12 protein-coding genes are annotated in these 12,740 nt (G+C 37.0%); 9 read left to right on the top strand and 3 right to left on the bottom strand.

Going from position 1 to position 12,740, the window contains the following annotated elements; translation table 11 throughout:
• Positions 1 to 15 precede the first annotated feature (15 nt).
• The 9 genes from gatA to MHI10_RS19110 all read left to right on the top strand — a co-directional run bounded on the left by gatA (position 16) and on the right by MHI10_RS19110 (position 7,997).
• Positions 16 to 1,479: an Asp-tRNA(Asn)/Glu-tRNA(Gln) amidotransferase subunit GatA gene (gatA, locus tag MHI10_RS19150; protein ID WP_340788302.1), complete on the top strand. Its 1,464-nt coding sequence runs from the start codon at positions 16 to 18 to the stop codon at positions 1,477 to 1,479.
• Between the two features lies 1 nt (position 1,480).
• Entirely contained in the window at positions 1,481 to 2,926 is a 1,446-nt protein-coding gene (gene gatB, locus MHI10_RS19145; protein WP_340788300.1) for an Asp-tRNA(Asn)/Glu-tRNA(Gln) amidotransferase subunit GatB, read from the top strand.
• A gap of 201 nt (positions 2,927 to 3,127) precedes the next feature.
• The gene (locus tag MHI10_RS19140; protein WP_340788298.1) at positions 3,128 to 4,000 is read left to right on the top strand and encodes a GNAT family N-acetyltransferase; all 873 of its coding nucleotides are present in this window, start codon (positions 3,128 to 3,130) and stop codon (positions 3,998 to 4,000) included.
• Positions 4,001 to 4,072: 72 nt separating this feature from the next.
• On the top strand, positions 4,073 to 4,933 hold the full coding sequence (locus MHI10_RS19135; protein WP_340788296.1) for an ROK family protein: 861 nt from the start codon (positions 4,073 to 4,075) through the stop codon (positions 4,931 to 4,933).
• Positions 4,934 to 5,158: 225 nt separating this feature from the next.
• A complete protein-coding gene (locus MHI10_RS19130; RefSeq protein WP_340788294.1) occupies positions 5,159 to 5,653 on the top strand; it encodes an RNA polymerase sigma factor in 495 nt (164 codons plus the stop codon).
• Positions 5,640 to 6,308 (top strand): zf-HC2 domain-containing protein, encoded by a 669-nt coding sequence (locus MHI10_RS19125; RefSeq protein ID WP_340788292.1) that lies wholly within the window; start codon positions 5,640 to 5,642, stop codon positions 6,306 to 6,308. Before MHI10_RS19130 ends, MHI10_RS19125 begins: the two co-directional genes overlap by 14 nt.
• A 123-nt stretch (positions 6,309 to 6,431) precedes the next feature.
• The gene (locus MHI10_RS19120; protein WP_340788289.1) at positions 6,432 to 6,680 is read left to right on the top strand and encodes a hypothetical protein; all 249 of its coding nucleotides are present in this window, start codon (positions 6,432 to 6,434) and stop codon (positions 6,678 to 6,680) included.
• A gap of 22 nt (positions 6,681 to 6,702) precedes the next feature.
• Positions 6,703 to 6,957, top strand: coding sequence for an ATP-binding cassette domain-containing protein (locus MHI10_RS19115; protein WP_340788287.1), 255 nt, complete (start codon positions 6,703 to 6,705; stop codon positions 6,955 to 6,957).
• An 80-nt stretch (positions 6,958 to 7,037) separates the two neighbouring features.
• A complete protein-coding gene (locus MHI10_RS19110) occupies positions 7,038 to 7,997 on the top strand; it encodes a DUF4003 family protein (RefSeq protein ID WP_340788285.1) in 960 nt (319 codons plus the stop codon).
• A 42-nt stretch (positions 7,998 to 8,039) separates the two neighbouring features.
• Here MHI10_RS19110 and putP read toward each other — a convergent pair whose 3' ends face one another.
• The 3 genes from putP to MHI10_RS19095 all read right to left on the bottom strand — a co-directional run bounded on the left by putP (position 8,040) and on the right by MHI10_RS19095 (position 12,547).
• Positions 8,040 to 9,527 carry a sodium/proline symporter PutP gene (gene putP / locus MHI10_RS19105; protein WP_340788284.1) on the bottom strand — a complete coding sequence of 496 codons (1,488 nt, stop codon included), beginning with the start codon at positions 9,525 to 9,527 and terminating at the stop codon, positions 8,040 to 8,042.
• A 427-nt stretch (positions 9,528 to 9,954) separates the two neighbouring features.
• Positions 9,955 to 10,929 carry a proline dehydrogenase family protein gene (locus tag MHI10_RS19100; RefSeq protein ID WP_340788283.1) on the bottom strand — a complete coding sequence of 325 codons (975 nt, stop codon included), beginning with the start codon at positions 10,927 to 10,929 and terminating at the stop codon, positions 9,955 to 9,957.
• A gap of 322 nt (positions 10,930 to 11,251) precedes the next feature.
• Complete coding sequence (locus MHI10_RS19095; protein ID WP_340788280.1) at positions 11,252 to 12,547, bottom strand: sigma 54-interacting transcriptional regulator; 1,296 nt, start codon at positions 12,545 to 12,547, stop codon at positions 11,252 to 11,254.
• Positions 12,548 to 12,740: the final 193 nt, after the last annotated feature.

Below are 12,740 nucleotides of genomic sequence, written 5' to 3'. Positions count from 1 at the left end.
GGAGGGACATGTCATATGACAGTATTTGAGCGCACATCAGCACAATTACAAGAAGCTTTAAAATCGCGTGAACTGACAATTACAGACTTAACAAGCGAAGCATTTGCTCGCGTGGAAAAGTTGGACGGAGATGTTCAAGCGTTTTTAGCTTTAAATAAAGAACAAGCAACTGCTCGTGCAGCAGAGCTAGATCAAGTTCCTTTCGAGGAGCGCGGACCACTTTTCGGTATGCCGATTGGGGTTAAAGATAATATCGTAACTGAAGGATTAGAAACGACTTGTGCTTCTAAAATTTTAGAAGGCTTCATGCCAATTTACGATGCAACGATTGTACAAAAACTTCGCGATGCGGGTATGGTAACAATCGGTAAATTAAACATGGACGAATTTGCAATGGGTTCTTCAAACGAAAACTCAGCGTACAAAACGACAAAAAACCCTTGGAATCTTAACCACGTACCAGGCGGATCTTCAGGTGCATCGGCAGCAGCAGTAGCAGCAGGTGAAGTACCATTCTCATTAGGTTCTGATACAGGTGGTTCAATCCGTCAACCAGCAGCTTACTGTGGTGTTGTAGGAATGAAACCTACATACGGTCGTGTGTCTCGTTTTGGTTTAGTTGCATTTGCATCTTCTTTAGATCAAATCGGACCAATTACACGTAACGTAACAGACAACGCGTTATTATTAGAAGCAATCTCAGGTGTAGATGAAATGGATTCTACTTCTGCTGATGTGCCAGTACCAAACTACGCAGCAGCACTTGATGGCAACATTAAAGGCTTAAAAATCGCCGTTCCTAAAGAGTTTTTAGGTGAAGGTGTTGGCGAAGTAGCGAAAAAATCTGTATTAGATGCATTAGAAGTATTAAAAGCACAAGGCGCAACAGTAGAAGAGGTTTCACTTCCTCACTCTAAATACGCATTAGCCGCTTATTATATTCTTTCATCATCAGAAGCTTCATCTAACCTTTCTCGTTTCGATGGTATTCGTTACGGTTACCGTTCAGAAAATGCGACAAACTTATTAGAGCTTTACAAACAATCACGCGCTGAAGGTTTCGGTGATGAAGTAAAACGTCGTATCATGCTTGGTACGTATTCATTATCAGCAGGTACGTATGATGCATATTACAAAAAAGCACAACAAGCACGTACATTAATTAAAGCGGATTACGACAAAGTTTTCGAAAACTACGACGTAATTATTGGACCAACAGCACCAACACCTGCATTTGAAGTAGGTGCGAACGTTGAAGATCCAATGACAATGTACGCAAATGATATTTTAACGATTCCTATTAACTTAGCAGGTGTACCAGCAATTTCGATCCCATGTGGATTTGAAAATGGTTTACCACTAGGTTTACAAATTATCGGTAAACATTTCGATGAAGAAACAATTTACCGTGTTGCTTATGCATATGAGCAACAAACAGACTTCAACACACAAACTCCAGCATTATGGGAGGTAAAATAACATGAACTTTGAAACAGTCATTGGTTTAGAAATTCACGTGGAGTTAAAAACAAACTCGAAAATTTTCTCGGCTTCACCTAACTTCTTTGGTGCAGAGCCAAACACAAATACATCTGTAATTGAACTTGGTTACCCAGGTGTTTTACCAGTATTAAATAAGCAAGTAGTAGACTATGCGATGCGCGCTTCTTTAGCGTTAAACATGGAAATCGAACAAGAAACTAAGTTCGACCGTAAAAACTACTTCTATCCGGATAATCCGAAAGCTTACCAAATTTCACAATTCGATAAACCAATCGGTAAAAATGGTTGGGTTGAAATTGAAATTGAAGCAAAAGACGGCAAACCGGGTTACAAGAAAAAAATCGGTATTACGCGCCTTCATATGGAAGAAGATGCTGGTAAATTGACACATGCTGATGGTTATTCATTAGTAGACTTAAACCGTCAAGGAACGCCACTTGTGGAAATCGTATCTGAGCCAGATATCCGTACACCAGACGAAGCGTATGCTTACCTTGAAAAAGTGAAATCAATTATCCAATATTCGGGCGTTTCTGACGTGCGTATGGAGGAAGGTTCTTTACGTTGTGATGCGAACGTTTCGTTACGTCCATACGGTCAAGAACAATTCGGTACAAAAGCTGAGCTTAAAAACTTAAACTCATTCAACTTTGTACGTAAAGGCCTTGAGCATGAAGAAATTCGTCAAGCGCAAGTATTAATGTCAGGTGGCGAAATTGAGCAAGAAACACGCCGTTATGATGAAAAGACTGGTAAAACATTGCTTATGCGTGTTAAAGAAGGAACGGATGATTACCGTTACTTCCCAGAGCCAGATTTAGTGCACCTTTCAATTTCAGATGAGTGGGTTGAGCGCATTCGCCAATCGATTCCAGAATTACCAGATGCACGAAAAGCACGCTATGTAGAAGAGTTAGGTTTAACTGCATATGATGCGACAGTACTTGTTATGAACAAGGAAATTTCTGATTTCTTCGATGCCATGACAGTTGCTGGAGCAGATGCAAAACTTTCTGCTAACTGGTTAATGGGCGATGTTTCAGCTTACTTAAACGCAGAGCAAAAAGAATTAAAAGATACAGCATTAACACCAGAAAACTTAGCAGGCATGGTGAAATTAATTTCTGACGGCACAATCTCATCTAAGATTGCGAAGAAAGTATTCACTGAACTTGTAACAAATGGTGGGGACGCTGCGAAAATCGTAAAAGAAAAAGGCTTAGTCCAAATTTCAGACCCAGAAGTAATCCGTGGTTTCGTAACAACGGTTCTTGATGCGGATGAAAAATCTGTAGCAGACTTCTTAGGCGGTAACGAACGTGCAATTAAAGCACTTTTAGGCCAAATTATGAAAGCTTCAAAAGGACAAGCAAATCCACAATTAACAAATCAAATCTTAATGGAAGAAATTAATAAACGTTAATTTCTTTAAAGGAAAAACGATGGTATAACGCCATCGTTTTTTTTCTGTAATAAATCCGTTATTTAATAGCCAATTGCAACACCCCACCGAAACTTTCTGATGTTTTTCCAATAAAATTAAATCAAAACTTCGAATTCCCAAAATCCACTTTTGAAAGAAATCCAAAATATGCTATTCTAACAATAAATAGGAGGCGATAAAATGAAATTAATTAAGGGAGATGCAATCCGAAAAAATAAGCAGCTGATGAAAAGCTTTTTTCAATTGAGTGAAGAAACGTTTCAACTGCAATTTGAACAATGGGCACAGCTCGGTTATTGGAATGATAGTTACTGTTGCTATGCATTTGAAGACAAGGGGGAAATTGTCGCGAATGTTTCGACGAGTATAGGGACAATGATTTTAGATGGGCGAGCGTATCAATCCATACAAATCGGAACCGTTATGACAAAGCCGGGCTATCAAGGGCAAGGGTTATCTGGAAAATTAATGGAAGTTGTAATAGAAGATGTAAAACAAGCTCAGTTTGTGTACTTGTTCGCAAATGCCACGGTCCTTCAGTTTTATACGAAATTTGGCTTCGAAAAAAGACGGCAGGCGACTTATCATGTGCAAACAGTAGATTTAATATTGCAACCAACAGAAGTGAAGAAGCTTGATATGAATGAACCGAAAGCACGCGAATTATTGTATGAAACGACTAAACACCGGTTGCCAATTAGCGTGAAAATGAGCATGCTTCAAAACGAAGATATTGTCATGTATCATGCATTAACACAATATAAGGACTGTATTTACTATGTACCAAAGTTGCAGGCAATTATTATTTGTCAGGAGGAAGATGGGGTACTCCAACTAATTGATATCATTTCAAAGCAGCCTGTACATATAATAGAAGTATTACAAAGCTTACCGATTACAGCGCCAACGATTCAACTTTTATTCACACCGGATGAACTTTCTATTCCAGTTGTCCAAGGTGTTTTTGAAGATGATGGCGCGATGTTTGTGAATGAACAATGTGATATGCATTATCCGAATGATGTGCTTTATCCTTATAGTGGGTTAGCTTGAGGAAGTTGAGTAGGCTGATAAATTAAACCTTAATTAATGCAATACAAAATCTTTGTAAAGCAGGTGAAGTGAATGTGGATTTTAAGTGGGGATATAGGTGGTACGAAATTGGCACTCGCGATTTCGAAAGTAGAGGAACCAGCAAAGCTCGTAAAACAAATAGAGGTGAAAAGCCCACAGCAGTCTGACGCGTTATTTCAAGCAATGATTGATGGATTTCAGGGCATGCTTGAAAATGAGCTTGGAGAAGTATCAAAGGTTGCGGTCGGTTTACCAGGCGTACTTGATATTGAAAAGGGAATGGTCATCTACCAGCAAAATTTACCGTGGCGCGATTTTCCACTAGTTGCGAAACTGCAGGCACAATACCCGAATGCGGAAGTTAAAATGGAAACGGATATGACGACAGCGGCAAATGGTGAGTATAAAATCCGCCATTTTCAAAAAGAAACGATGATTTATCTGACCGTTAGTACCGGTATTGCTTGTTGTACGATTCATGCGGGAGAAATGTTGCGCGGCGCGGGTATACCAGGCGAAGTTGGATTTTCCTTAACGCGTGATGGCGAGTATTTAGAGTGGATCGGGTCAGGACCTGCATTGCAAAAAATGGTACAAGATAAAACAGGCGATGATGTAACACTCGAACAGTTTTTTAAGCGCTATTATGAAAATGATGCGCGCATTATGCCGATCATCCAAACTTGGCAAGAAGAAATTGCCCATAAGATTCATACATTCTTGATGTTACTCGACCCCCATGCCGTTGTACTTGGTGGAGGTGTCATGAACCATCACCCACAAATGGTACAAGAAATCGCCGAAAAGGTGGATGCTTACTTCACATTACCGTTTTTCGAACATAAAAAAGGACGGATTCAAGCAAGTATTAACAAAGGCAATGCTGGTTTAATAGGGGCAGCGTTACTATAGAAAAGTAGTATTGAAAAGAGGTATTGCATGTATATAGGGGAAAAATGAATCTGCCCAATAGGCCCTTTTGACAGCAAAATAATTTGAAGGAGAAATGCCAAAACGTCGCTAAGTGATACGTTTTGGTATTTTTATTTTGTATACGAGGTGTAATTGATAAATTATAAAATAGTTTGTAACGTTTTCGTATTTCGGAAGTTATATAAGTAGGGAGGGGGAATAGAAGTGGATTTTGAAGAGATTTATAAGCTATATTTTCAAAAAGTATATTTATATCTTATTTCTTTAAGCCGTAATGAAAAAATCGCAGAAGAGCTTACGCAAGAAGTTTTCTTTAAATCGTTAAAAGCTATAAATAACTTCGATGGCTCTAAAGATATTCAAGCTTGGTTATTTACAATCGCCAAAAATACATATTTTACGCACTATAAAAAATCAAAGCGACAAATTGTTTCGGAAGAAGTAGAAGAGTCAAATACTGGCGTATACCTCGTACAGCATTTAATGAACGAGGAAAATGCATTTGCTGTTCATCAATTTTTACATTCGATGGAGGAACCTTATAAAGAGGTTTTTTCCTTACGTGTTTTTGGTGAATTATCATTCGAGAAGATAGGGCAACTTTTTGGTAAAAGTTCGGGATGGGCGAGAGTTACCTTTTTTAGAGCAAGAAAGAAAATTATAGTGCATATGGAGGAAATGAATTATGAACGAGATTAAATGTACAATTATTCAAGATCTATTACCTCTTTATATTGATGAAGTGGTTAGCGACGATACGAACGCAATGGTGGAAGAGCATTTAAAAAGTTGTGAGAAATGTAAAAAGGAATACCAAGCTATGACGCAAGATGTTTATATTCCTTTGCAAACTGAAACGTCTCTATTCAAGCGGATTAAGAAAAAGTGGAATTATAAAAAATGGGTAGTTGCAAGCACATCCATCGCCTTAACAGTTGCTGTATTATTTGGTGGATTCTATTATGTCATGCATTATGAAACAATTATTCCTTATGATGAGAAACTAGTAAAAATTGAATTGGAAGATCAAGTACTGCAAGTACTTTATTACGGAGAAGATTATTATGGTTTTCATGGGGCAGAGCCAAGTTTAATGGAAATTGATGGCGTGGAAAAGAATGTCATGTTTTTTTATTTAACCGAAACAATTGCTAATTCGCCTTCACGTAATCTTTTTAGTAAACACATATCAAACGAACAAAAAGAATCTGTAGTAGGAATGATTTCTCCAGATGACCCACAAATAGTAGATGCCATTTACTATACACCCGTAGATATGGACATATTATCAGAGCCTAGCACGGATTCATGGGATGTATTATTAGAAGGAGCCACGTTAATTTGGGAGAAATAATATGACAAAAGCGAAATCAATAATTGCTTTTTTTATTATCATGTCGGTTTTTTTATTTATTGGAGAAAGCCATACTTTTTTCTTGAAAACTTTCAAGATGAGTATGTGCAGGTAGGCTATTACTTGGAAACTGGTGATTCAGAAATTGAAATGCGAAATTTGATTTTAGCAAAAGCAAACGAGTTTGATACTGAGGTATTTGCGATTCATAAAGAAGATAAAGGGGCTTTTACGAGAAAAATTACGATTTATGGAAATGTAACAATACAAAAGGCATTAGAAAAAGATTGGGGCATTAAGGAGGGAACTGTCACATCCTTTTTCTCTGGAGAAACAACTTTTATTTTTAAGCCGTTCGAATATAACAATTGAAGAAGCATTAAAATCGGTAGGGATGCAGCATGCAATAAAGCAAAAAGTATATTCACTTTCAGGTGGTGAACAGCAACGTATTGCATTAGCAAGGCTCCGTTTAAAAAGTTGCAAGCTCATATTAGCAGATGAACCAACAGGATCCTTAGACCGTAAAAACGGACAAATCGTTATGGATATTTTACACCAACTAAATGCAGGAGGAAAAACAGTACTAATCGTTACGCAAGATGAAAGTTTAATTCGAGAAAGTGATCTAATTATTAAATTGACATGAAAATAGGATATTATTAATTTGATTCCGCAAAGAAACTTTTCTTGAAGTCATCCGTATAAGTTAGTAAGGGCGGTGGGATAATGGAACAACGAGTGACACTTATTATGGATAATTTAAAGAGCGTTGAGAAATTTGCAAAATGGTCAGTGGATAAGCGAATCCAATTTCAAATTGCATCCTATTACTCATCAAAGCAAGTGACGTTTGATGAGAAGGGCTTTAAAGAAGTAATAGACATTATCAAAAAAGAAACAAATTGGTTGTCCTATATACGATCAAGCCAATTATTACAATATTCCTATGCAATGATTTTCAGTGATGATTTACAAAAGGAACAAAAAGTGAAAGAAGCACTACAGAATCAAAAAGTATTGCGAGATGCAAAATTCCCAAACAGCATATTTAATTATATTGCAGCGTTATTTTTGAATGAAGAAAATCCACAAGAACATGCACAAAATGCGCGAAAGCTTTATGATGAAATGCGTAAACAGCACCGTTTCCTAACATCAACGGATGATATCGCGATTGCGGTTTTATGTACGAAAGATGCGGATAGTGATTCTGTAACTCGTGCTACGACGATGCGGAAATACTACGATGAATTACGTAAAAATAAGTTTTCTCAAGGAAATGAATTGCAAGCACTTTCGCAAATTTTAACATTCATTGATGAAAATTATATTGATCATTTAGTGCCGTATATTTTAACAATTCGTGAAAAATTGCAGAAGCAAGGCATTAAAATAAAGCCTCAACTATATGTTCAACTTGGGTTATTAGCTATTTTACGCATTGGTGAAAATCAATTAGAAGAGTTGATCCATATATATCAATTGCTTATTAAGGAAAAACATTTCAAATGGTATAAAAATGAGGCGTTTTTGATTGCTGTACAACAAATGCTAACAACAATGGATCAGCAAGAGGTTGGGCTATTATCGATGGTATCAATCGAAATTATTTTACAAATGCAACAGGCAGTTATGATGGCATCCATTGCAGCAAGTACGGCGGCAGCGAATTCGAGTAATAACTAAAAGAGGGGTATTCAGCAACTAACTGAATACCCCTCTTTAGAATTAATTACGTTCTTCTTTTAAAATGCGTTGTGTTTCATGAAACTCTTTTTCAATTTCTGCATTATGTTTATAAGTAGCTAAACTTACAATAAAGGCAATAACTAAACAAACGATGAAGCCTGGTACGATTTCGTAAAGCATGCCAGATAAGCTCGGTGTACGACCCCAAATGAATGCTACTAATGCACCCGCAACCATTCCTGATAGTGCGCCGTAGTTTGTTAACTTTTTCCAGAATAATGATAGTAAAATAATTGGACCAAAGGCAGCACCAAAGCCAGCCCATGCAAATGCAACAAGTCCTAAAATTGTACTTTCGGGATTCCAAGCAACAAAAGCAGCGAAAATAGAAACGCCCAATACAGCCATACGACCTAAAAATACATAGTGTTTATCTGATGCTGACTTATTGAATAATGCTTTATAAATGTCCTCAATAAGTGCAGAAGATGTCACGATTAATTGAGAAGAAATTGTACTCATAACAGCTGCTAAAATTGCCGCTAAAACAATCCCTGCAATAAACGGATGGAATAGAATTTGACCAAGTACAATAAATACAGTTTCAGGATCCTTTAATTCAAATCCTTGTTGTTGGAAATAAGCAACCCCTACTAATGATGTCGCAAGGGCACCAAGTAAACTGAAAATCATCCAGCCAATTCCGATACGTCGCGCACTTTTTACTTCTTTGATTGAAGAAATGGCCATGAAACGTACGATAATATGAGGCTGACCAAAATAACCAAGACCCCATGCAACCGATGAAATGATCCCAGCAGCCGTAGCAGTAGCTGGTAACAAATTCAGCATGTCTGGATTTACTTCTTTAATCGAATCAAGTGTAGCACCGAAGCCACCTGTTAAAAATATACCAAATGTAGGAACGGCGATTAAAGTAACGACCATGATAAGCCCTTGAATAACATCCGTATAACTAACCGCTAAGAAACCACCGAATAATGTGTAGGCTACAACAACAGCGGAAACGAATAATAATCCCGTATGATAGTCCATTCCGAATGAACTTTCAAAGAACTTTCCGCCTGAAACCATTCCAGATGATACATAGAATGTAAAGAATACTAAAATAATAATCCCGGATGCGATACGAAGCAATTTCGTATTATCGCGTAAACGATTATCTAAATAACTTGGAATTGTAATCGAGTTATTCGAAACTTGTGTATATACACGTAAACGTGGTGCAACAAGTAACCAGTTTAAATAAGCGCCAATTGTTAAGCCAACTGCAATCCATGCTTCAACTAAACCTGAAACATAAATCGCACCAGGTAAGCCCATTAACAGCCAACCAGACATATCCGCAGCCCCAGCACTTAATGCAGTAACCGTAGCACCAAGTCCACGACCACCCAGCATATAATCTGTTAAATTACTTGTTTTACGAAATGCATACCAACCAATGCCAAGCATGACAAGCATATAAATAATAATAGCTAAAAATTGATAGCTGTACTCTGACATAAAAACAGCTCCTTTGTATTTTTCTTTAGCAGAATACCTACATCACTATATGTTATGAAAGAATTGTGAATTTTAACTTGATTCAGCAAATATCTTCTACTTCTATAAGTGGGGATGAATGCATAAGAGATGCAATTCTATTCAGTGAGGGTTCGAATCCTCAGCTGAATCAAGTTAAGCCCCGGCGGATGTCACAGATTTTTAAGGGAAGTTTTTCGAGCGAACTCGAAAAAATCTGGACGCAATTACGCTAAGGCGTAATTGATTTTCTGCTCAGTAGGTGTCAAAAATTTTAAATGAGCTTTCCAATAGAGCTCTGAAAAAAATGAACAAGAGATGCCTAAAGCGAAATAGATTCATAACAATTCATTCATTTTAACATGTAACTTTAGACCCTCTCAACGCAAAATTTAGTAGCACTCTAATATTATTTTTTTCTTTTTGTCACGCGTCCTAGTAAGAAGGCACCAGCTGCAACAGCAAGAACTGTATTTGATTTTTTATTGAAAACTTGCTTTGAAATGAGCGAAAGATTTTGCGGACGCTCTGCAAGTCGGCGCATAAAGTACCCGTACCAATCATGACCAAAAGGAACATACGTACAGAAGTTATAGCCTTCCCCGGCAAGAGATAATTGCAACTCTTTACGGAAGCCATACAGCATTTGGAATTCAAATTTATCGTACGGAATATTATGCGTTTTCACAAATTGCTTTACATGATTAATGACATTGTGATCATGCGTTGCAATTGATGTAAATTTCCCATGTAATAAATGATATTCAATATGCTCGATATATTTGCGGTCAATCTCTTCTTTTGCTTGGAAGGCAACCGAGCTATCCTCCTTGTAAGCACCCTTAACAATGCGTAAACGGTAGTCTTTATAGCGATCTACGTTTTCATCTGACTCAAAGAAATAAGATTGAATAACGGTACCGATGTTGTTATATTGTTCGCTTAATTTTTCAAGTAGCTGGAAAGAAGGATGTAGGCGTGCATAATTTTCCATATCGAAGTTAACGAAAATTTGATAATTATATGCAGTAGCAACGATCTCTTCTAAGTTGTCATAACAAAAATCATAATCAATATCTAAGCCTAATTGAGATGGCTTTAATGAAATATGAGCTTGTAAATTATCACTGTGAATACGCTCAATGACTGTTAAAATTTGTTCCTTTGCTTCAAGTGCAGCAGACTTTTCAAAAACGAATTCCCCTAAATTATCAACTGTACATGAAATACCTTGAGCATTTAATTCTTTAATACTTGCGACTACTTCATCGATATTTGTACCTGCAACGACACTTTGCGCCCCAAGTTTAAAACCGTATTTTTGTGCAACAGAATTTAAAGTTTGGTTCTCTGAAAGAGCAATAAAGAAATCTTTTAACGTCATATTTAAGCAACCCCCTGTGAATTTAATATTATGCTAACGTTGAAGTGAGTATATATTAAAAAAATAAAAAAAGGAAACACTAATTTAGAATTTTCTAACTTCTAAGCGGAGAAATTGAGTTATATCAACGTTTTTTTATACTAAAAAATTTTTACTAGAATAATAAAAAGAGGGAAATTTCGCAAAATTGAGAAATGACGCAAAGAAATTTTGCGGTTCTAAACAAGTATGCTGTACTCTGACGTAAAATTTGCTTCGAAGCACGAAAAAAATCAACATTTTGACCTAAATCAAAATGTTGATTTCATGAAAGTGAAGCATTTTATTTTCGTTTCAAGCGATATTGTAAGCCTTGACGGTGAATGCCGAGCGATTTTGCCGTTTGTGAAATATTTCCATCATTCAATTGTAGCGCATGTTGGATATAATGATCTTCCACTTTTCGCATATATTCATCAAGCGGCTGCAATTCTTGATGGGAAAAATCAAACAGATTAGCTGTATCATGTGAAATCGGCTGTGCTTGATTCAATTTCCACTTGAAATAAGCGGGAACGAGCGTCATATCAACAAACTCCTCATTTGTCAGCAATGCGCTAATATCATCAAGAAGAACTTCAAGCTCTTTTAAATTGCCTGGCCAATCATATGTAAGAAAGAGCTCCTCCACTTCCGGGGCTAATCCCTTCACATGAATCCCGTAGTTGCTACGCCGGCGCGCAAAATAATCATCGATGAACGGCTTAATATCTTCGCGACGTTCACGCAATGATGGTACTTGAATCGTTAAATTTGAAAATAAATAATATAGATTTTTAGAAAGGCGTCCATTTTGAATTAAATCAATCGGATCCTCACCAATACTCGCAATGAAAACATGATGGCGATCTTGATGAGATTCTAATAATTCAATAATGCGTTCCTGAGCAGGCATGGATAAAAATTCAATTCTTTCCGCAAAGAATGTATATTTTTTTTCTTCTGCAATGTATTTTTCGATTTGTGTAAGTAGTGTTTCCTCATTACGACGGCAAATAAGTGTAATAAAGCGATCGTTCTTTTCGACAAGTTCGTGATGAATTCCCTCAGCAATCATATCTTTACCCGTGCCGGATTCCCCAACAAGCATGACCGGAATCCGACCAAAAGCCGCAACTTTCGCTTGTTGAATCACTTGCTTCATCGATTTCGAAACAGCGGTAATAATATCAAACGTTAACGGAGCGCCATAGCGGCTGAGCGGTCGGTCCATTAAAAATTCTTGTTGTGTTACATCGCGCGAAAACTGAATAGCAATTTTTGTTTCGTCATTTAGGGTAAAGGGGTAATAATCATTAATCATGGATACTTCTTCACCTTGTGCATTCCAAAACGTTTGCTTCACATGACTAATTACTTGACCAGAAGCCAAAACTTTTTGCAGCATGTTTTGCTCTAAATTAAAATCCAGTGATTGCGAGACAAAGCGCTGTGTCACTTGTTCAAATGATTCACCAGTAAGATCTCGCATTTTTTTATTAAAGACGATCACACGTCCATTATCATCAATCGCACAAAGGCCGATGTCGATTTTTTCTGTAATAAATTCAAAAACATTCGTAATATCAAGTTGTTTCATACGGTGCAACCTCCTTACATATATCTTAGCATGGAGCATCAAGAGTAAGATATTTTTTTATTATTTTAGCAAATGTATTTGTACCGAAGCAAAGCGACAGGTACAGAAATACCGATGTATAATTGAACTTTTCAGAAAAATGTGTTGATTTTAGCAATGAATTATTGCACAATGAACTTGTAAGCGCTTCATA

This window comes from Solibacillus sp. FSL K6-1523 (assembly GCF_038005225.1).
Lineage (GTDB): Bacteria > Bacillota > Bacilli > Bacillales_A > Planococcaceae > Solibacillus.
The sequence above is the reverse complement of the archived record's forward strand: the minus strand, read 5'-3'. Positions and strand labels throughout refer to the sequence as shown.